At 61.3% G+C, this 20,484-nt stretch carries 18 protein-coding genes; 13 read left to right on the top strand and 5 right to left on the bottom strand.

The window, feature by feature from the left end; translation table 11 throughout:
* The first annotated feature begins 24 nt into the window (after positions 1-24).
* The 9 genes from JQ628_RS10315 to mmsB all read left to right on the top strand — a co-directional run bounded on the left by JQ628_RS10315 (position 25) and on the right by mmsB (position 9,947).
* Positions 25-1,326, top strand: coding sequence for an ABC transporter substrate-binding protein (locus tag JQ628_RS10315; protein ID WP_212222436.1), 1,302 nt, complete (start codon positions 25-27; stop codon positions 1,324-1,326).
* Positions 1,292-2,236, top strand: coding sequence for a carbohydrate ABC transporter permease (locus tag JQ628_RS10310; protein WP_349628043.1), 945 nt, complete (start codon positions 1,292-1,294; stop codon positions 2,234-2,236). The genes JQ628_RS10315 and JQ628_RS10310 overlap by 35 nt, the downstream gene beginning before the upstream one ends.
* Entirely contained in the window at positions 2,230-3,045 is an 816-nt protein-coding gene (locus JQ628_RS10305; RefSeq protein ID WP_212222435.1) for a carbohydrate ABC transporter permease, read from the top strand. The genes JQ628_RS10310 and JQ628_RS10305 overlap by 7 nt, the downstream gene beginning before the upstream one ends.
* Entirely contained in the window at positions 3,042-4,016 is a 975-nt protein-coding gene (locus JQ628_RS10300) for an alcohol dehydrogenase catalytic domain-containing protein (RefSeq protein WP_212222434.1), read from the top strand. Before JQ628_RS10305 ends, JQ628_RS10300 begins: the two co-directional genes overlap by 4 nt.
* Entirely contained in the window at positions 4,013-4,909 is an 897-nt protein-coding gene (locus tag JQ628_RS10295; protein WP_212222433.1) for a PfkB family carbohydrate kinase, read from the top strand. Before JQ628_RS10300 ends, JQ628_RS10295 begins: the two co-directional genes overlap by 4 nt.
* A gap of 5 nt (positions 4,910-4,914) precedes the next feature.
* Positions 4,915-5,949, top strand: coding sequence for a tagatose 1,6-diphosphate aldolase (locus tag JQ628_RS10290; protein ID WP_212222432.1), 1,035 nt, complete (start codon positions 4,915-4,917; stop codon positions 5,947-5,949).
* A gap of 130 nt (positions 5,950-6,079) precedes the next feature.
* The gene (gene chvE, locus JQ628_RS10285; protein ID WP_212222431.1) at positions 6,080-7,144 is read left to right on the top strand and encodes a multiple monosaccharide ABC transporter substrate-binding protein; all 1,065 of its coding nucleotides are present in this window, start codon (positions 6,080-6,082) and stop codon (positions 7,142-7,144) included.
* Positions 7,145-7,185: 41 nt separating this feature from the next.
* On the top strand, positions 7,186-8,766 hold the full coding sequence (mmsA, locus tag JQ628_RS10280; protein ID WP_433996128.1) for a multiple monosaccharide ABC transporter ATP-binding protein: 1,581 nt from the start codon (positions 7,186-7,188) through the stop codon (positions 8,764-8,766).
* Positions 8,763-9,947, top strand: coding sequence for a multiple monosaccharide ABC transporter permease (mmsB, locus tag JQ628_RS10275; RefSeq protein WP_212222429.1), 1,185 nt, complete (start codon positions 8,763-8,765; stop codon positions 9,945-9,947). Before mmsA ends, mmsB begins: the two co-directional genes overlap by 4 nt.
* A gap of 247 nt (positions 9,948-10,194) precedes the next feature.
* Here the strand turns inward: mmsB and JQ628_RS34480 are convergent, their stop codons facing one another.
* The 3 genes from JQ628_RS34480 to JQ628_RS10260 form a co-directional block, all read right to left on the bottom strand.
* Positions 10,195-10,842: a DUF2971 domain-containing protein gene (locus JQ628_RS34480; RefSeq protein ID WP_212222428.1), complete on the bottom strand. Its 648-nt coding sequence runs from the start codon at positions 10,840-10,842 to the stop codon at positions 10,195-10,197.
* A 201-nt stretch (positions 10,843-11,043) separates the two neighbouring features.
* Positions 11,044-12,315, bottom strand: coding sequence for a hypothetical protein (locus JQ628_RS10265; RefSeq protein ID WP_212222427.1), 1,272 nt, complete (start codon positions 12,313-12,315; stop codon positions 11,044-11,046).
* A 294-nt stretch (positions 12,316-12,609) separates the two neighbouring features.
* Complete coding sequence (locus JQ628_RS10260) at positions 12,610-12,909, bottom strand: hypothetical protein (protein ID WP_212222426.1); 300 nt, start codon at positions 12,907-12,909, stop codon at positions 12,610-12,612.
* Positions 12,910-14,038: 1,129 nt separating this feature from the next.
* On the opposite strand from JQ628_RS10260, the gene JQ628_RS10255 reads away from it, so the two are divergent.
* The 4 genes from JQ628_RS10255 to JQ628_RS10240 all read left to right on the top strand — a co-directional run bounded on the left by JQ628_RS10255 (position 14,039) and on the right by JQ628_RS10240 (position 17,405).
* Positions 14,039-14,290 carry a helix-turn-helix domain-containing protein gene (locus JQ628_RS10255; protein WP_212222425.1) on the top strand — a complete coding sequence of 84 codons (252 nt, stop codon included), beginning with the start codon at positions 14,039-14,041 and terminating at the stop codon, positions 14,288-14,290.
* Positions 14,290-15,531 carry a type II toxin-antitoxin system HipA family toxin gene (locus tag JQ628_RS10250; RefSeq protein WP_212222424.1) on the top strand — a complete coding sequence of 414 codons (1,242 nt, stop codon included), beginning with the start codon at positions 14,290-14,292 and terminating at the stop codon, positions 15,529-15,531. The genes JQ628_RS10255 and JQ628_RS10250 overlap by 1 nt, the downstream gene beginning before the upstream one ends.
* A 99-nt stretch (positions 15,532-15,630) precedes the next feature.
* Positions 15,631-16,644 (top strand): tRNA dihydrouridine(20/20a) synthase DusA, encoded by a 1,014-nt coding sequence (gene dusA, locus JQ628_RS10245; protein ID WP_283815783.1) that lies wholly within the window; start codon positions 15,631-15,633, stop codon positions 16,642-16,644.
* 92 nt (positions 16,645-16,736) lie between these two features.
* Complete coding sequence (locus tag JQ628_RS10240) at positions 16,737-17,405, top strand: glutathione S-transferase family protein (RefSeq protein ID WP_212222422.1); 669 nt, start codon at positions 16,737-16,739, stop codon at positions 17,403-17,405.
* Positions 17,406-17,431: 26 nt separating this feature from the next.
* On the opposite strand, the gene JQ628_RS10235 is transcribed toward JQ628_RS10240, so the two are convergent.
* Both JQ628_RS10235 and JQ628_RS10230 read right to left on the bottom strand, forming a co-directional pair.
* Positions 17,432-18,937 carry a sensor histidine kinase gene (locus JQ628_RS10235; RefSeq protein WP_212222421.1) on the bottom strand — a complete coding sequence of 502 codons (1,506 nt, stop codon included), beginning with the start codon at positions 18,935-18,937 and terminating at the stop codon, positions 17,432-17,434.
* On the bottom strand, positions 18,934-19,653 hold the full coding sequence (locus tag JQ628_RS10230) for a response regulator (RefSeq protein WP_212222420.1): 720 nt from the start codon (positions 19,651-19,653) through the stop codon (positions 18,934-18,936). The genes JQ628_RS10235 and JQ628_RS10230 overlap by 4 nt, the downstream gene beginning before the upstream one ends.
* Positions 19,654-20,484 lie beyond the last annotated feature (831 nt).

Below are 20,484 nucleotides of genomic sequence, written 5' to 3'. Positions count from 1 at the left end.
AAAATAGAGCAGGGGAGGAAGATCATGAGGAAGTTCGGTCTTTTAGGCAGCGCGTTGTTTGCCGCTGCTCTTGCCGTCACCAGTCCCGCAGCGGCGCAGAGTTTTAACTGGCGCGCCCAGGACGGCCAGACCATCAATCTGATGTTCAACAACCACCCATGGTCGCAGGCGATGCGCGACATGGTGGCCGACTTCACCGCCAAGACCGGCGTCAAGGCGCGCATCGAAATCTTCAACGAAGAGCAGTTTCGCGCTCGCCTGACCACGCTGATGCAGGGCGGCTCGGCCGACATGGACGTCTACATGTCGCTCACCAGCCGCGAGGGCTCGATCTTCCACCGGGCCGGCTGGTATGCCGATCTTGCGCCGCTGATGGCCGACAAGTCGCTGACGATGCCGGACTTCAACTACGAGGATTTCGGCGCGTCGATCCGCCAGGCCTCGACTTTCGGAAAGCAGATCGTCGCTCTGCCGATCAACCAGGAAGGCCCGCTGTTCTACTGGCGCAAGGACATCTTTGAGCGCTGCAAGATTGCGGAGCCGGCGGCGCTCGAGGACATTCCGGCGGCGGCGGCCGCGATCAAGAAGTGCGATGCGAACCAGGGAGCGTGGGCGGCGCGCGGCATCCGCGGCGTCACGCCCTATGCGATGGCCGGCTTCATCTACAATTCCGGCGGCTCGTTCGCGACGCCGGACGGCAAGCCCGGCCTGTCGCAGCCGAACAGCGTCCGCGGGCTTGAGATGTATGCCAATCTCCTGAAGGATTACGGACCGCCCGGCGCGCTGAATCACACCTTCACCCAGGTGATCGAATTGCTCGGGCAGGGCCGCGTCGCGATGACCCATGAGAGCAGCAACGAATTCGCCAATATCGTGCGCTTTCCGAACCGCGCCAACGATCTCGGCGTAAAAGTGCTGCCGCCCGGCCGCGATACGAAGATCTCAAAACCGGTCGCAATCGGCTGGACAGTGGCGATTTCCTCGCATTCCAAGCGCCAGCCGGCGGCTTGGCTGTTCCTGCAATGGGCGACCAGCCGCGAGGTGCAGGCCAAGCTGGTTCAGGCCGGTGTCGCGCCGCCGCGTGCCAGCGTGTTCGAGGGCGAGGAGTTCAATGCCTGGGCCAAGGAGCTGCCGATCCGCCGCGCCTGGGCGAATGCGCTGATCGAGATCGGACGCACCGGCACCGGCATCTACCAGTCACCGACCGACCGCATTCCGGAAGCGCGCGACATCATCGGCGGGGCCATGCAGGCGATCGTGCAGGGCAAAGCCTCGCCGGCGGAGGCAGCGCGTGCTGCGGACGCAGACCTTGCCAAGCTACAGTGACGCCGTAGCAGCCAAGGCAACGGAAGCCGCCGGGGCCGGCGGCTTCAACACTTCGCTTGCCGGCAACAGTTTCCGCTGGATGGCAGCGCCTGCACTGCTGTTCGCCGGCACCATGATTGCCTTTCCTTTCGGCTACGCGGTGTGGCTTGCGCTCAGCGACGTGCAGCTTGGCAGCGCACCGCGCTTCACCGGCCTGGACAATTTTCACCGCATGCTGGCCGATCCGGAATTCTGGAACGGGCTTCGTCTCACCTTGCTGCTTTACGTCGTCTCGCTGTCGCTTCAGCTCGTGATCGGAACCTGGCTCGGCCTGCTGCTGGCGCGATTCCAGAGCGCGCGTGGCCTCGTCCGCACCGTGATGGTATCGCCGTTCATGCTGCCGCCGGTGGTGGTGGGCATGATGGCCATCGTCATCCTCGATCCGAGCTTTGGCATCGCCAACTGGCTGCTCTCGCAGCTCGGATTGCCGCCGGCACTCTGGCTCTCCAATCCCGATACCGTGATGTTCACGATCGCCGCGCTCGACACCTGGCAATGGACGCCGTTCGTCGCGCTGATCGTGATGGGCGGCTACCTGTCGCTTCCCCATGACGTCTTCGAATCCGCGGAGATGGACGGCGCCCACGGATGGACCCGCTTCCGCTACGTCACGCTGCCGCTGCTCGGGCCGACGCTGATCACGGCGGCCGTGTTGCGCAGCGTCGACATCCTGCGCTTCTTTGACATCATCTATCTGACGACGCAGGGCGGGCCCGGCACCGCGAGCACGACGCTGAACATCCTGGCCTATCGCCGCGGCTTCGAATTCTCCGAGCTCGGCTACGCCAGCGCCATCATGGTGACGCTGTCGGCGATCGTGTTCGGCTCGGTCCTGATGTTCGCGCGGCTGAGGAGGGCGGTGGCATGGTGACGCGTCGCCTCGTCCGTGTCGCCGATGCGGTCCAGCTCACGGTCGTGCTGATCGTGCTTGCGCTTCCGATCGCCTGGACCTTCCTGTCGGCCTTCAAGCCGCGCACCGAGGTTGCCGCGATCCCGCCGCGCCTGTTATTCACGCCGACGCTCGATAATTTCATCGAGCTGTTCTCGCGCAATGACTTTCTGCATAACACGCTGAACAGCCTGATCGTTTCGAGCGGCTCTACGCTGCTTGGCCTCGTGCTCGGCGTTCCCGCCGCCTTTGCCGTGGCCTGGCATCGGATGTCGTGGCCCGCGACCGCGACGCTGTTTGCACGCATGGCGCCCGGCACGCTGTTCCTGCTGCCATGGCTGTTGATGTTCAGCAAGGTCGGCCTGGTCGGCGGCTACACGGTGCTGATCCTGACGCATGCGGTGATCACGCTGCCGATCGTGATCTGGGTGCTGCTGCCCTATTTCGAGACCCTGCCGCGCGAGCTGGTGGAGAGCGCGCAGATCGACGGCGCGCGCCAGGACCAGATCCTGCGCATGGTCGTGCTGCCGATCGCGATGCCCGGCGTCGTCGTCGCCTCGATCCTGAGTTTTGTGTTCTCCTGGAACTATTTTCTGTTCGCGCTGGTGCTGTCGGGCGTCGAGACCAAGACGGCGATCGTCGCGAGCTTCAACTTCATCGGCGAGGGCGTAACCAATTGGGGCGCGCTGATGGCGGCCGCGGTGATCATCGCGCTGCCGCCGCTGATCCTCACGCTTCTGATCCAGCGCAAGCTGGTCGGCGGCCTTTCGGCAGGAGCAGTCAAGGGATGAGAGCAGCAAAATTCCACGGCGAGAGCCGCATCACGATCGAACAGCTCAACGATCCCGTTCCCGCTGAGGGTGAAGTGGCGGTGCGCGTTTCCGCCTGCGCGCTCTGCGGCAGCGATTTCCGGCCGTGGCGGCTGGGCTGGCCGGTCACCTCGGGCCATGAGATTGCGGGTCGGATCGACCAGCCTGGCCATCCCCGTCACGGCCAGCGTGTCGTCGTCTACATTCCCGTGTTCTGCGGTACCTGCGAGGCCTGCCGCGCCGGCCGCACCCATCTGTGCGATAGCGGCACCGGCACCCGCCAGTTGATCGGATGGCAGCGGCCGGGCGGTTACGCCGAAAAGCTGGTCGCGCCGGAGCGCTGCCTGCTGCCGGTGCCGGATGATATCCCGGACCGGCTGGCGCCGCTCCTGCTCGACACGATCGGCACCACCGCGCACGGCATCCGGCTGGCGCGCCGCATCGTGCCCGGCGGCAAGGCGCTGGTGCTCGGTGCGGGGCCGATCGGGCTCGGCGCCATCATCGTCCTCAATCGCATGGGCTATGGGCCGATCGATGTGATCGAGCCATCCGATTATCGCGCGCGCTTTGCAGAGTCGCTCGGTGCGAACCGAACGACACCTGAAGCCGCCTCCGCTCCGCGCTACAGCATCGTGATCGAGGCGACCGGCAAGGATCCCGCGCGGCAGCTTGCGCTCGAAGCGGTCGCAGCAGAAGGCGCCATCGTGCAACTCGGCGAGTCCGACGGATGGTCGATATCGGAGACGCGCTCGATCCGCCTGAAGGATTTCTTCCTGATCCGCTCGTTCTACTTCCCGATCGGCGACTATGAGGAAAACATCGGCCTGCTGCGCGCCGACCGCGACAAGTACGAACGCCTGGTCGATGCTCAGGCCAACCTCGATGGGCTGTCCGACCTGTTCCACTCCTTTGCTCGCGGCGAACGGCTGAAGCCGCAACTGGCGCTGCCATGAGCGGACGGATCGTCTGCGTCGGCAACGGCGTGCTCGACCAGGTCTACGAGGTCGAGGCGCTGCCGCGCGCATCCGTCAAGACAACCGCGCTCAATTTTCGCGAGAGCGGCGGAGGACCTGCCGCTACCGCCGCGCTCGCCATCGCCCGCCTCGGTGGCAGCGCGAGTTGGTGGGGCCGTGTCGGCGACGACAGCGCCGGCAGCGCATTGCAGACCGCGTTGAAGCGCCATGGCGTCGACCTCTCGGGCCTCGCCGTCATCGCCGGCGCCCGTACGGTGCGCGCGGCCGTGCTGGTCGACCGCTCCGGCGAGCGCTGTATCTTTGTCGATCGCAACGGGCTGCCGTCGGACGCGTCCTGTCTGCCGGCAGGCGATCTAGCCGGAACGTCGGTGCTGCTGGCTGACAGCCGCTGGCCCGAGGGGTCGGAGATTGCGCTCAAGCGCGCCCGCGATGCCGGTATCCCGCGCGTGTTCGATGCCGATGGCGGCGATGGCAAGATGCTGTCACGGCTCGCCGCGCTTGCCGATCACGTCGTGTTCTCGGACGAAGGGCTCTCCGATTTCGTCGGTGAAGGCGAGATCGAGGCGCGGCTTCAGCGCGCGGCTCAAAAACTGGAGGGAATCGTCGCCGTCACCTGTGGCGCCGCCGGCAGCCTGTGGTGGATCGACGGCAAGACTTCGCACGTCAGCGCCTTTCCCGTCACGACACGCGATACCACCGGCTGCGGCGACGTCTTTCACGGCGCCTACGCGCTTGGACTGGCGGAAGGCATGCCGCCGCTCGCGGCTGCGCGCTTTGCCTCGGCCACAGCCGCTGCCAAGGCGGCGCACGGCATGGGGTGGGACGGAATGCCGGACCGAAAACTCGTCGACAACATGATGCTCAGGGAGTAGCACCAATGAACATTTCACCGGGCAAGCTTTGGGGCCTGCGCCGCCTTGCAGACACCGCCGGCCACTGGAAGATGGTGGCGATCGACCAGCGCACGCCGCTGTTCGAGCCGATCGCAGCAAAGCGCGGCACCAAGGAGCCGCCGATCGAGGATGTCGTTGCGGTGAAGCGGTTGCTGGCGCGCCATCTGGCGCCCAGGGCCTCCGCCATCCTTACCGATCCGATCTACGGCTATCTCTCGGCGATCGACGAGATCCCCGCCAACAAGGGCCTCGTGCTGTCGTACGAGCATTCCGTCACCGAGAACACGCCGAGCGGGCGAAAATCCGTCCACATTCCCAACTGGTCGGTGGCCAAGACGCGGCGGATCGGCGGCGATGCGGTCAAGGTGCTGGTCTGGTATCGCGCCGACGCGGCGCCCGAGGTTCGCGCGCACCAGGAGGCCTTTGTGCAGGCGGCGGGTGAAGCCTGCCGCGAGCACGATGTCGTGATGCTGCTTGAAGTGCTGATCTATCCGTTGGCGGGGGAGAATGCGGCCTCGCTCGAACCGCGACGAACGCAACTGGTGCTGGATTCGATCCGTCCATTCTGCGACCCGAAATTCGGCGTCGATATCTTCAAGCTGGAGCCACCCGGGCCGGTGCACAACGTGCCCGATCCCCATGGCAAGGACGCCGCCGCCTTGCAGGCGCATTACGACAGCATGGCGGCAATGCTGCCGCGTCCGTGGGTGATGCTGTCGGCGGGAGCCGAGGCCGACGATTTCGAGCGCTCGCTCAACTATGCCTACCGCGCCGGCGCGGCCGGCTATCTCGCGGGCAGGGCGATCTGGTCGCAGGCGTTCCGTCATTTCCCCGACTTCGCCGCCATGGAGCGTTCGCTGGCTTCTGACAGCGTCGCCGTTCTCGACCGGCTCAACACGTTGACCGACCGGGCAGGGAGCGCATGGCACGCCCACGCCAGCTTTGCCGGCAAGGTGCCCCTCCCGGCCGGACAGCAGCAGGTGTTCCCGAAGGATTATCCGTCCTTCGCGGCGGCCTGAGGTATCTTGCAGAACCGCAGCGTGTGACCGATCATCCCGCTCCCTTCGCCGGCCGCCGTGGTGTCTGACCACGCGCCGGTGACGGGCAGGCCGTTGCATTCCGGCGGCTGACGTCAAGTGGGAGTGAAACATGAAGCTGCTGAAATCGATTCTCGGTGCCATCGCGGCTGGTTCCATCGCCTTTTCGGGACCCGCGCTGGCACAAGGCAAGTCCACGGTCGGCATCGCGATGCCGACAAAGGCCTCGGCGCGCTGGATCGATGACGGCAACAACATCGTCAAGGTGCTGAAGGAGCGGGGCTACAACACCGATCTGCAATACGCCGAAGACGATATCCCGAACCAGCTCTCCCAGATCGAGAACATGGTGGCCAAGGGCGTCAAGGTCCTGGTGATCGCCGCGATCGACGGCTCGACGCTGTCCGATGTGCTCAAGCAGGCCAAGGCCGGCGGCATCACCGTGATCGCCTATGACCGGCTGATCCGCGACACGCCCAATGTCGACTATTACGCGACGTTCGACAATCTCCAGGTCGGCGTGTTGCAGGCGCAGTCGATCGTGGATGCGTTGAAGCTGAAGGAGGGCAAGGGGCCGTTCAACATCGAGCTGTTCGGCGGCTCTCCCGACGACAACAACGCCTATTTCTTCTACAACGGCTCGATGTCGGTGCTGCAGCCGTATATCGACAGCGGCAAGCTCGTGGTCGCGAGCAAGCAGGCGGGCATGGACAAGGTCTCGACGCTGCGCTGGGACGGCGCCACGGCGCAGGCGCGGATGGATAATCTGCTCAGCGCGTTCTACACCAACAAGCGGGTCGATGCGGTTCTTTCGCCCTATGACGGGCTTTCGATCGGCATCCTGTCCTCGCTCAGGGGCGTGGGCTACGGCAGCGGCAACATGCCGATGCCGATCGTAAGCGGGCAGGATGCCGAAATTCCTTCGATCAAATCGATGCTGCGCGGAGAGCAGTACTCGACGATTTTCAAGGATACCCGCGATCTCGCCAGGGTCACCGCCGACATGGTGGACGCCGCGCTGAGCGGAAAGACCGTCGCGGTGAACGACACCACCACCTACAACAATGGCGTGAAGGTGGTGCCCTCCTATCTGCTCAAGCCTGTTGTCGTCGACAAGACCAACTGGGAAAAAGTCCTGATCGACAGCGGCTACTACAAGAAGGCACAGATCAATTGAAGCCGATGCCATTGTCGCGGGAGAGGGCCTGAATGACCGTCCTGCTCGAGATGCGCGGTATCGGCAAGGATTTTGCGGGCGTGAAGGCGCTGGATGGCGTCAATCTCACGGTTCGGCAAGGCGAGATCCATGCGCTGGTGGGCGAGAACGGCGCCGGAAAATCGACCCTGATGAAGGTGTTGAGCGGCGTTTACCCCTACGGCAGCCATGACGGCGCCATCGTCTACGATGGCGAGGAGCGGCGCTTTCGCGATATCAATCAATCCGAGGCGCTCGGCATCATCATCATCCACCAGGAGCTTGCGTTGATCCCGCAGCTCTCGATCGCGGAAAACATCTTCATTGCCAATCCGCCCAGCCGGCTGGGCGTGATCGATCGCGACGCAGTCTATGAGCGGTCGCTGCGGCTGCTGGCAAAGGTCGGCCTTAATGAGGCGCCGGACACCCTCGTCACGGATCTCGGCGTCGGCAAGCAGCAACTGGTGGAGATCGCGAAAGCACTGTCCAAGGAGGTGCGCCTGCTGATCCTGGATGAGCCGACCGCAAGCCTCAATGAAAGCGACAGCGCGGCGCTGCTCGATCTCCTGCTCGAACTGCGTACGCACGGGATGTCGGCGATCCTGATCTCGCACAAGCTGGGTGAGGTCGCCCGCGTCGCCGACCGCATCACCGTGCTGCGCGATGGCCGCACCGTCGACACGCTGGATCGCGGAGCGGATGGTTTTGAGGAGGATCGGATTATCCGCAAGATGGTCGATCGCGACCTCGGCGACCGCTTTCCCCGGCGCGAGCCGCAGATCGGCGAGGTGGTGTTCAGGGTCGAGAACTGGTCGGTCCATCATCCCCAGCACAGCGATCGGCAGGTCATCAGGAATGTCGACTTTCATGTTCGCCGCGGCGAGATCGTCGGCATCGCGGGATTGATGGGCGCGGGCCGCACCGAATTCGCCATGAGCCTGTTCGGACGCTCCTGGGGCCACGGGATTACCGGCCGCGCCCTGCTGCACGGCCGCGAGGTTGATCTGTCGACCGTCGGCCGCGCCATCGCGGCGGGCCTTGCCTATGTGACGGAGGATCGCAAGCAGCTCGGTCTGCTGCTCGGCGAAGATATCCGCAAGAACATCACGCTGGCCAATCTCGGCGCTGTCGCGCCCGGCGGTGTCATCGATGATCTCAGGGAGCTTCAGGTGGCGAACGGCTACCGCACCCGCATGCACATCCGCTCCTCCGACGTCTATCAGATGGCCGACGAACTGTCCGGCGGCAACCAGCAGAAGGTGGTGCTGTCGAAATGGCTGTTCACCGATCCCGAAATCCTGATCCTGGACGAACCGACCCGCGGCATCGATATCGGCGCCAAGTACGAGATCTATTCCATCATCAATGAGCTTGCGGATGCCGGCAAGGCGGTGGTCGTCATCTCGTCGGAAATGCCGGAACTGCTCGGCATCTGCGACCGCATCTGCGTCATGAACGCCGGCCGTTTTGTCGGCGAGTTCGGCCGCGGCGAGGCCACGCAAGAAAAGATCATGCGCGCCATCATGCGTCACGGGGAGCGCGTGGTGGATGAAGGCCTGAAGGAAGCACTGGAGGAGAAGTTGGCGGGAGAAGCGCGTCCATGAGCGACAAGACCGTGATGCTTCCCGAAACGCGCAACGGCAGCTTTCTGCGGGCGAACCTGCGCGACTACGGCCTGTTGCTCTCGCTGATCGCCATCATGGTGTTCTTCGAGTTCGCGACCGACGGCACGCTGCTGCGTCCGCTCAACCTCACCAATCTGGTGCTACAGAACAGCTACGTCGTGATCATGGCGCTGGGCATGCTGCTGGTGATCGTCACGGGGCATATCGACCTTTCGGTGGGGTCGGTGGCCGGCTTCGTCGGCGCAGTCGCGGCGGTACTGATGGTGCGCTATGGCCTGCACTTCATTCCCGCCGCGATCCTTTGCCTCGCGGTCGGTGCGCTGATCGGCGCGGCGCAGGGCTACTGGGTGGCCTATTTCAAGATTCCGTCCTTCATCGTCACGCTGGCCGGCATGCTCGTCTTCAAGGGACTGGCGCTGGCCGTGCTACAGGGCCAATCGGTCGGCCCGTTTCCGCCGACATTCCAGAAACTCTCGTCCGGCTTCATTCCGGAACTGTTTCCGGAGGCCGGGCTCTATCCCACCTCGCTTCTGCTCGGCGTCGCACTGGCGCTCGTTCTGATCTATGTCAGCGCCAAGACCCGGGCCCGGCGCGCGAGCCATGGTGTCGAGATCGAGCCGGCCGGTTTCTTCGTGCTCAAGAACGCGCTGCTGTTCTGCGCGATCATTTACCTGACCTGGCTCATCGCCTCGCATCGCGGCCTACCCAATGTGCTTGTCATCATGGTCGCCCTGATCGCGCTCTATGGGTTTGTCACCTCGCGCACGACCATCGGACGGCAGATTTACGCGGTCGGCGGCAACGAGAAGGCGGCCAAACTCTCCGGCATCAAGACCGAGCGACTGACCTTCCTCACCTTCGTCAATATGGGCGCACTCGCTGCGCTCGCCGGCCTCGTATTCGCTGCGCGCCTGAATACCGCAACGCCAAAGGCGGGCGCCGGCTTCGAGCTCGACGTCATCGCGGCCTGCTTCATCGGCGGAGCCTCGGCCTATGGCGGCGTCGGCCGCGTCGCCGGCGCAGTGACGGGCGCGCTGATCATGGGCGTGATGAACAACGGCATGTCGATCCTCGGCATCGGGATCGACTACCAGCAGGTGATCAAGGGCCTGGTGCTGCTGGGCGCCGTATGCCTCGACGTCTACAACCAGCGGCGCTGAGGTGCGGGGGATCGAACTGGGTCTCAGACAATTTGAATCCATCGATTCGATCCATTGTAGAGTCGGTCTGAGATACAGAAGACCAATGAATGTGTTAACTCATCGCTTTTCCGTCGCACCCATGATGGACTGGACGAACGCGCAAAAGTTCGCCCAAGGTGTCAAGGGCTCACGGGGTAAGGTGACGGTCAGTCGTACCGCTTTGTCGTACTTGCGTGTTCGGCGGTTTTTGCCGGGTCGCTGGCACTTACCACAAGTCGGGATGCTTTTGTCTGACCACCGTATAGGATCGAAAGGATAGTCGCGCCTTGCAAACCAACGTCGCAGTTGCATCGCCTCCAAGCGCGGCGGCCAGTTGCTCTCGGCTCAATGTTGATCGGTGTCCGACTATCACCTCACGCAAGGCTAGCTCGTCGCCGAACGGCATGAAGTAGAGACCCTCAGCATCCGCGTCCTGCAAATGGATGAATAACCTTACCTCATTCTCGTAGCGCCAGTGGGTGAACTTCGTGGATAGCACGCGCTTGTAGAACGCCCAGCGGTCATCGTTTGTGCCATTCATGGCGGCCACGTCGGCCTTCAGAGGCTTAGTCCGGTAAACCACTGGCTGAAGCCGATCATCCGGAACATCGAAGCCCAAACACAAACCGCGATGTCGATCTGCATAGTGCGCCCACTGTACTGGGTTCTTCCAGTTTCGGCTGAAGCACAGAAGTCCAGCCCATTTGTCGAGTTCATTCTTGGTGCGTCGAAAAGCCCGCCGCACAGTCGGATCAGAGCTTGCTACTTCCAACTCGAATGGGTCGTTCAGGTCGTGTAATCGCGCCACTTTGAGGCGCTTTCTCTGAATGTCATCCAGTCCATAGCGCTGATCTATGAAGTGATAAACGCGCACAGCTTTCTCTTTCCTGCGGCGATTCGAAAACCGAATCCCTCTCGGGACAACGGTTTAGCGTCCGTTTAGAAGCTGACACGGCGCGCGAGCGCCACGTTCGCGAGTAGGCATTCATTCGACGCTTTGGAGATAATGTCTGCTAGGGGTCTCTAGGCGAAATCGCGACGCCCCAACCGCTCGGGGGCCAGCAAGCCGTTTCACTCATTGTTGCCTCGCGCTTGCAGCGGCGATCTCTCCTTTAATTTCGAGGAGCCGCTTATTTGAATTCTCGTGCCACTCTCGAAACCTATTCACGCTACCAATAAATTCATTGAGCGGCGGATTGATAAAAGAAAGCACGTCCTCAGTTGGATGTTCCGGTAGTTTAAGCATTGCATCAATGAAAATTTTCCCCGACGAAACAAATGCAGATGGCTCGTCAGAGGCCTCAACGATATAGTTTATTTCCCGGATGTAGTATCCGTGACGGTCTTTTATCGCATAGAGTTCTTTGCCTACGTCAGCCGCAATACCTAGCGTTTTCTGGAGTCGCTCAACGGCGTTAGTCCTGCCTAATGCTTTGATGATAGTCCGGCAATCGTTTGCCAAAGAAAAGTTGTCGTTCTTTACAGCTAACGCCTTCGTATTCAGGACATTAGCTATTTCCAGCAAGGCCTCTGGCAAGACCCTGACATCAGCGGGCGTGTATGCACGCTTGGGGAGTGTTGCGCTTTCTGGAGCCTTTGTGACCTGTGGAGCGGCAGGCTTGGGGTGATGCCCAGCAAACGCTTCGCTTAGTTGCTTGCTTTCAATTCTGCCCCGGAACGTCTCCGCATCATCCTGCACTAGAAAATGAATAACACCCCAGTCTTTCATGAAGTCTCGTTCAGATAGATCCGGGAACTTCGAAATCAGAGTCATCTCTGTCCCGGCGGGAATTTGATTGGCTTGGAAAACCGAAATCAATCCGTGCTCGCGACTATTCAGATATAGGGGCCGTTTCTTTCCGCCATCAATTCCAGATTCGATATAGGCATCAAGCAATCTGATAGAGCGGCCTGTGGTGTTTCTTGATGTGAATTGAATGTCGCCTACACGGAAGCCGTTCTCGTCCGACTTGCCGCCCATTCCCGAGAATACCCAAGTCAGCTTGGTTGAGGCAGAGGACTCCCCCCAAATCTTGTATGCGAGCGCGGCTACAAAACCTAAGCCGCATAAAACCATTACTATTGTGGATATCGACAAGCTTCTCTCCAAAGTCTTTCGCTCTAAGATTGCGTGCCAGAAATCTCGATTGGTTAAGTACAGACCGACAAGTCCCACTCCGACCAATGCGAGGGTTGGGATGCTCACACTGAAGGTCCCGAAAATCTCCCCCAAGTCGGTTGGCAGCTTGGCAACCCCGACATAGTTTGCGAGCGCGACCAGCTTTTTCCACCAAAGCTGTATCGTCGCCAAGCCGACGTTGAACAGGGTCCAGAAAAACCTGGCCATTTGCGCGTCTCCCACAGCCCTCTAGGGATAGTTGTGGCAGACGAATCTATATACCGCAAACATCTAGGCCGGGGTGCGAACGATCCATGAACTATTTCAGCGGTCCGCTAAGGGTCGGAGCCTGGACTTTCGCCACCTGAATTGCGAGCCGACCCATCTAGGATAAGCCGGCCCGCAGGGTCGTGATCTCCATGAATCGGCCGATCACAGCGTCGCCTCCGTTTCTCGGGCCTCATCATCAAGTGCGAATTCATATTGGGGTGTCCCGCAGGCTCGGAGAACATCTCATAAGTTTCAAACCGCTTTTTTGAGGTGAATCCATCTCGCGCGTCGAGCGCCTCCCGCACTTTCGCGAGCCTTCTTGTCGGCGAACCGCCATTTCGTAATGAGGGAGCGATTACTGCGGAACAGGTCCAACAAGAACGCAGTTTCCAGCACGTTGCGCAAGATAAGAGCACCGTTCTGGTGATAGCCCGACAACAGGAGCTTTAGACTCGCGCCGAATGCGTTGAAGGTCCGCATTCCAAGCATCTGGACAACTTTCAAGTCTTCGTCGCTCGTTGAAAATTGACGCAACACCTCGGCCAGTTCCATAGCTGCCTCGGGTCACTGCAACATGTAAACTAAGGTGCGCATCCGCGGCAATCACCCGGCTGGGTTGTTGACGGAGTTGCTCCTCGGCGTTGTGGAGGCTCGTGAGGTTGCGAGGGAGGTCATTGGTCATGGCTCAGCATTCCGCTGTCACGGCTGTTCTTGAAGGGAAATCATGACGTAACCGCGTCCCTGTCACGTTCGCCCGGGCAGGCAGCGATTTCTCTTCTTCATTACATGTCCGCCGGTAAAGGAGGGGAAAAAAACATCCCTTGACAATTCCGAAAATCAGAAATATAACTCCCCCATCCCGTGCCCGCCAGAGGGACGTTTCGCCATCGTCACGACACGTGGGGCGCGGGATTGCGATGGACGCGGTGGCTTCACTCGGCGAAGGAAGCGGTTCGCGTACGGTCAAGTCGTGTGGTTCTGACGCCGCGCATACTGGCGTCAAGTTCGTGGGAAGCCTCGCGTTTCTCACGGGCGACGGCGACAACGAGTTCGCCCCGCCGGGAAGATCACGAAGTAAGCCGTAACACCATTGCGCAGGGGCTGTCGGAGTGTTCTCCGCTTCACCTGTATGTTCGTGTGCATCTTTTTGCTTGCGCAACTAGCGCACACGAAACCGCGGGTGCAGCGCGCACCCGGCACCCCTGCGCCCTCTGGTTTCAGAGGAGCAACGAAGGAGCAAAGCCCGGGCGCGAAACGCGCCGCGGCAATGCAAAGACGTGTCCGGGGCAGGGTCCCGGGTTGGCGAAGGGGCTTCTCGGAGGTTCAATTATATGCTCGGCGCCGTGTGCCTCGACGTCTACAACCAGCGGCGCTGAGGTGTGGGCGACCTGCCCGCGACGGTGACCGCCGTGAAGGCTTGGCTTGGGCGGCACGGCGTTCGAAAGCGTCTGTCGCAAGCGACATCGGCTGGTAAGCTTGAAAATGTTCCCTATATGTTCAGGAAGTCAACGCCTTTGCCGGCTATTCCCTGTCAATTCCCACACTTGCCTACTTAAAGAGGCACTCGTGTCAATCTTTGATAAACTAGCTTTTATACGAGGCATTGCTTTCCGACCAGATCGACCATTATAGTAGGCATATGGGCCAAGAAATACCAAATTGACTATTATAGGCTTCAGACATGGATCTGATCGAGCTGGGTGAGCGTGTTAAAGCGACCCGTAAATCAAAAGGGTGGTCGCAGACGAAGCTGGCACAAGCTGCGGGCGTCAGCCGCGCGCGCCTGGAGGCGCTTGAGAATGCGCGCCTTGCGGAAATAGGCTTCAAACATCTGCTTCGTATCCTGAATGCGTTGGATCTCGACCTGAGGTTGACGCAGTTTAATCGCGGTCGGCCGACACTTGAGGATCTGACGGCGGAGGAGCTTCGCTGATGCTCCGCGTCTGGACCGATCAGCAATCCGCGGGACATCTGGACCTCCATGGACCGCGTGGGACGGCTTTCGTCTACGAGCCGAAAGTGGCAGCCGAACGCGCAGTCTCGATCACCATGCCGGTACGAACGGCATCCTGGAATACGCAACACGGTCTTGCGCCGATATTCGACATGAATCTCCCGGAGGGGGCGCTTCGGGCGTACCTCATGCGAAGTTTTGCCAAGGCGGCTGGAACGTTCGATGATTTCGATTTGCTGGCGGTTGTTGGGCGAACCCAGATCGGACGCATCCGTTACTCCGATCTCGATGCCGAGCTAAATGAGGACGTTCCATTCCAATCGATCGACGAGATCCTCCGCGCAAAGCGCGGTGGCGAGTTGTTTGGCTATCTGCTTGAGAAGTTCGCGGTCCATTCAGGGCTTTCCGGTATTCAGCCGAAGGTGATGATCCGCGCCGTCGACGACGCTGGAAAAAGTGCAGGTGACCGCCAGTCCCAGAGCTTCCGCAGCGCTACGCACATCGTAAAGTTCTGGGATCCGAACGAATATCCCGAACTGGCCGCCAACGAACATTTCTGCCTGTCGGCCGCAAAGGCCATGGGATTGACCGTTCCGGATTTCCAGCTTTCGGACGATGGTGCTGCCATCGTCGTCAAGCGCTTCGATCTGCGGCTCGATGGCACTTACCTGGGCTATGAGGACTTTTGCGTCCTCAATGGTGTACCCAGTTCCGAAAAATACAATGGTGGCTACGAAACCCGCCTGTTCAGGCGTGTCCGCGAATTCACCGATCTGGCCGGACTGCGCAACACGCTGGAGGATCTATTCAAGCTGTTCGTCCTCAATTGTGCACTTCGCAATGGTGACGCACATCTGAAAAACTTCGGTGTCATCTACGAAGATGTGACGGCTCCTGCACGTCTTGCGCCGGTCTATGATCTGGTCAGCACAGTGCCTTATCTGCCGAAGGACGGCATGGCGCTCACATTGAATGGTTCGACCGACTGGCCGGACCGCAAGGCGTTAGTGCGTCTTGGTCAAACCCGCTGCGATCTTTCCTTGCCGGCGATCAACAAGATCATTGAGCAAGCCGCGGACGCTCTGGCGAAGTTGGCGCCGGACGTAACGCGGTATTTCAGCGAGAATTCTGCCCATCGCGAGATCGGAGATAGACTTCTGGCCGCCTGGCAAACGGGCATTCGCGAGAGTCTTGGCTCTTCCAGTGTCGTACCCGGATAACAAGACGTCTTGCGACTTAAGCACTTGAAACGAAACGAAAACACCTCGACTGTCAGTTGTGAATTTCTGTCGGCCCAAAAATCAGCTATTCCAAACCGGATGATAAAGCAAAATAACATCAACATGTTACCGCATCGCTTTTCCGTCGCGCCGATGATGGATTGGACCGACCGGCATTGCCGCGTCTTCCACCGTCTGATGACGCGGAGGGCGCGGCTTTATACGGAGATGCTGACATCAGGCGCCATCATCCATGGCGACCGGCAGCGGCTGCTCGGCTTCGACGCGAGCGAGCATCCGGTGGCCCTGCAACTCGGCGGCTTTGAGCCGCGCGACCTCGCGACCGCGGCTGTCATCGGCGAGGACTTTGGCTACGACGAGATCAATCTCAATGTCGGCTGCCCGTCCGACCGGGTGAAGGACGGCCGCTTCGGCGCCTGCCTGATGGCAGAGCCTGATCTCGTCGCCGAGGGCGTGGCGGCGATGAAGCGCGCGGTGAAGATTCCGGTCACGGTGAAATGCCGGATCGGCATCGACGACCAGGACCCGGAAATCGCGCTCGATCGGTTGGCGCGCGGCGTCATCGCCGCCGGCGCCGATGCGCTGATCGTGCACGCGCGAAAGGCCTGGCTGAGCGGATTGTCGCCGAAGGAAAACCGGGACATTCCGCCGCTCAACTACGATCGCGTGTACCGGCTCAAGGCGACGCTGCCCGATGTGCCCGTCATCATCAATGGCGGCATCGGCAGTCTTGAGGAGGCGAGGGAGCATCTTCGCCATGTCGATGGCGTGATGCTGGGCCGCGCGGCCTATCAGGAGCCGTGGCGGCTCTTGACTGTCGATCCCGAATTGTTCGGCGAAGCGGCGCCGTGCGGCAGCATGAAGGACGTGTTCGAGGCCATGATGCCCTATATCGAGCGCGAGCTAGCCGCGGGCACGCGGCTGCATTCGATCACGCGGCATTTTGTCGGCGCCTATCAGGGTGTACCGGGCGCGCGTGCGTTCCGCCGCTATCTCGCCGAGCGCGGCGTCAAGGCGGATGCGGGCATCGACGTGCTGCGCGAGGCGATCGCGCTGGTCGAGGACCGCGCTGTGGCCTCAATCGCCGCGTAAACGATTGCCGGGCCAACGTTTCAGCGCATGTAAGAGAAATGGCGCAGGCGTTCGTCGTCCTCCAGCCCGATCCCGCTCATTGAGATATCGAAATGATCCTCTATTCCGGACCGCTCAGCATGTTTGGTGCCAAGGTGCAGATCGCCCTGATGGAGAAAGGCATCGATTTTGAGCTGGTCATGGTGGCCTATGACCGCGATCGCGGCTACCAGCCGCGGCATCCCGAAGTGCTGCGGGTCAATCCGAAGCAGCAGGTGCCGGTGCTGATCGACGGCAACGTGGAGATTTTCGACTCGACACAGATCTTCGAATATCTGGAGGATGCGCAGCCGGCGCCGCCGCTATGGCCCCGCGAGCCCGCCGCCCGGGCTGCCGCGCGTCAGCTCGAGCTGAAATCCGATGAGGTTTACTTCCCGCACGTCATTCGGCTGATGGGATTGCAGGACAGGCCTGACGATCCGGCCGCAGTTGCCGCGCGCGATGGCGCATCGCGCTATTATCTCGAGATGGATGCACGTCTGGCCGGGCGCGAATGGCTCGCTGGAGATTACACCTTTGCAGACATTGCCTTCTATATGGCCGCCTTGTTCGGTGAACGGATGGGAGCCGTCGTGGGGCAGGGGACGCCGCGGCTGCTTGCATGGCGCGAGCGCATGACATTGCGGCCCGCTGTCTTGCCGGTCGTTTCCGCGGTGGCAGGTTATCTGGCGAGCCAAGGCCGGCCGGTTCCGGAGTGGCTCGACGCAGCAGTAAGGCAGTGAGAGCGCCGGCGCGTCGAGATGCCCGCTCAAGCGGACACGCTTCGCGGTGCCGGTTCGAGCGCGTTGATAAGATCCTTCGCTCCCGCGGCCGCGACGGATCGACCGACGGGAGGGGGCTCGCCGTCCTGCGCCGGCAGGCTGATGACAGCGTGCAGTCCCTTCGTCTTGTTGGTCAAGACGATGTCTCCGCCATGGTGGCGGACGATGGTCCGGGCAATGGAAAGGCCGAGGCCTACGCCACCCGTTTCGCGGTTTCGCGAATTCTCCATCCGGAAAAATGGCGTAAAAACCTGCTCCCTGGCGCTCTCGGGAATGCCGGGCCCATCATCCGAGACGATGATTTCGATGGTATCCGCGCGCCTCGCCACGCTGACATGCGCCCGCTCGCCGTAGCGGATGGCGTTCTCGACGAGGTTGCGGCACGCGCGGCGGAGTGCGTCCGGCCGGCAGCTATAGCCGATTTTCTGTCCATTCGAGAAAGAGACGTCATGACCGAGTTCGGCGAGATCGTCGCAGAGACTTTCCACGAGCGCCGAGAGGTCCACGGTTCGCGTATTCTCCGCGGTCGCATCCTCGCGGGCGAATGCGAGGGTCGCCTCTGTCATCGCCTGGATTTCGGTGATGGTGGAAAGCATTTTCTCGCGGATGTCGTCGTCGCGCACGAATTCGGCACGCAAACGGAGCGAGGTCAGAGGTGTACGCAGATCATGGCCAATGGCAGCCAGCATTCTGGTACGGTCTTCGACGAAACGATGCAGGCGCGCTTGCATGCGATTGAATGCCTCGGCGGTGCGCCGGATATCGTCGGGGCCGGTCTCCGGCAGCGGCACGATCTCCTGGCCGCGGCCAAGGGCCTCGGCCGCCTTGGCGAGGCGTCGCAAGGGTTGCGCAATGCCGCGTGCGGCAAACACGGCAATGATCGACAACGACAACGCCGAAAGGCCGAGCGCCAGGGTGGATTTGGAAGTCCAGAAGCCGTCTTGCGCCGGCTTGGCAAATGCGGTGTTCAGCCATGCGCCGTTCGCCAACTTAACGGCCAGACCCATGCCGGTGGCATCATCGAGATAGAGAAACTTCGCGGGCCGGGAGAGTGGCCAGGCTTCCGGCCTTACGTCTATCCATTGCGAGGAGGTAGCGCTGCTGCTGGCTGCGTTTCGGGCGAAATCCGGTCGCACCTCGGCGGGCGCGCTGTGACCGGGAAAGGACATTCGCGGCAATGGCTGCGCCAGGCGCTCCCATGCCTCCTCTCGCCATGCCGAAGCATCCTTCAGGCCGTTGGTCGATATCCAGTATCTCGTCGAACTGGTGTTACTGGCATTGAGGATGTCGGCCTGCAGGGACGGCGGAGTCGCCTCCAAGACGCGTGCGAGCGAGGCGCACCGGCTGAATATCTCGCCCTTGGCGGCCTTCCGCATCGTCTGCCCGTGCTCATCCCAGGATATGAAGAACACGATCGCCTGCGACAGCACGAGCGACAGCAGCGTGAAGCAGATAAAGCGGGCCGCAAGGCTGCGCGTCCACAAGCTCGTCATGGCTGCTCGACCTCCGCGACGAGGCTGTATCCGCCACCCCAGTGCGTCTTGATCAAGGCCGGCACTTTCGGGTCGGCCTCGATCTTCTTCCGCAAGCGGCTGACCTGGTTGTCGATGCTGCGGTCGAACGGATCGGCATCCCTGCCGACCGTCAGGTCAAGGAGCTGATTGCGGCTGAGCACCAGGCCCGGATGATCGAGAAATGCGCACAAGAGGCGGAACTCCGCCGTGCTGAGCGGAACGGCAACGCCGTCGCTTCCCAGCAACTCGCGCCGGTTGACATCGAAAGTCCACCGATCAAAACGCACGACCTTGCTCGCGAGCCGCCCCTTTTGCGGCGGCAGGCTTTGCACGCGTCGAAGCACCGCCTTGATGCGGGCGAGGAGTTCGCGGGGATTGAATGGCTTGGTCAAGTAGTCATCGGCGCCCACTTCCAGGCCGACGATCCGATCGGTTTCCTCCGCCATGGCCGTCAACAGAATAACGGGCAGCTCTGTGGTGCTGCGCAGATGGCGGCAGAGCGACAATCCGTCCTCGCCCGGCATCATGATATCGAGAACCACCAGGTCCGGTGCGCTTCGTTCCAGCAAACGGCGCAGTGCGACAGCGCTTTCCGCAAGGCTGATGCGGTAGCCATGCTGGGTCAGGTATTTGCCGACCAGATCGCGGATGTCGCGATGATCATCCACGACGGCGATGTGCGGTGCCGAGTCCATCCAGTTGCTCCGTTCCGCATCATACCGAAGTCCGGCAACCAGCCCATCGGAAAAGTGTAACAGAATGTATCCTGCCGCGCGGGGATCGATTGAAATCAAATGCTTGGCATTCCTGACAGCGTCGTCGGCAGATCGGAACCGCATGCGGTCGCAAATCGTCACAAATTGCGAAGACGGCCCAACCTGTCGCGAACTATGCAATGCAGCATCCCTGAGACAAATCGCGACAATTTCCCATGACAGTCGGCAAAGTTCTGCGACAGCCCGACTCCATCCTGCGCGTGCTCAACGAAGCAGGAGTGCTGCATGTACGCGATGGACGCCGTTTCTCACAGGATAGTTCCGCAAATCTCGAGAGGCGTATCAGGCGGGAACGATCATGACGACGCCACACAGAAGAAGCGGCTGCTTCGCAGCGTCGCATTTCGGGCAAGCTGTCTGCTCGTTCTCGTGTTGCGGAATACTTCGGCCTCCGCCACGCCTGTTGATCTGACGTATGGCGCGAGCCGTACGGCCATTTCGCGTCTCGTGACGGAGGGCGATTGTTTGACACCGGAGCGACATCCGAGGTTCGTATGCGGAGCACCGGCGGCGTCACGGCGATGATATGCGCAGCCATGGGGGCGGGCTGAACGTCGGCACGCGCGCAGCCGACAAATTTTTCAAGTCACTGTTCGAGTCACTTTTTCAAGTCACCTTTCCAACTCACGTTCTCGACTCGCGGCTTGATCGTCACCGTGTCGAGCGTTCATTCCGCGTGATGGAGATTTTCTTGACAGCGCTACCAAAGCGTCCGTAACCTTCCCTGCACAAAACCAAGAAAACGCAACC

Origin of the sequence: Bradyrhizobium lablabi (genome assembly GCF_018129385.1) — a bacterium.
Lineage (GTDB): Bacteria > Pseudomonadota > Alphaproteobacteria > Rhizobiales > Xanthobacteraceae > Bradyrhizobium > Bradyrhizobium lablabi_C.
Note: the sequence above shows the minus strand (reverse complement) of the source record. Positions and strands in the feature narration are given on the sequence as shown.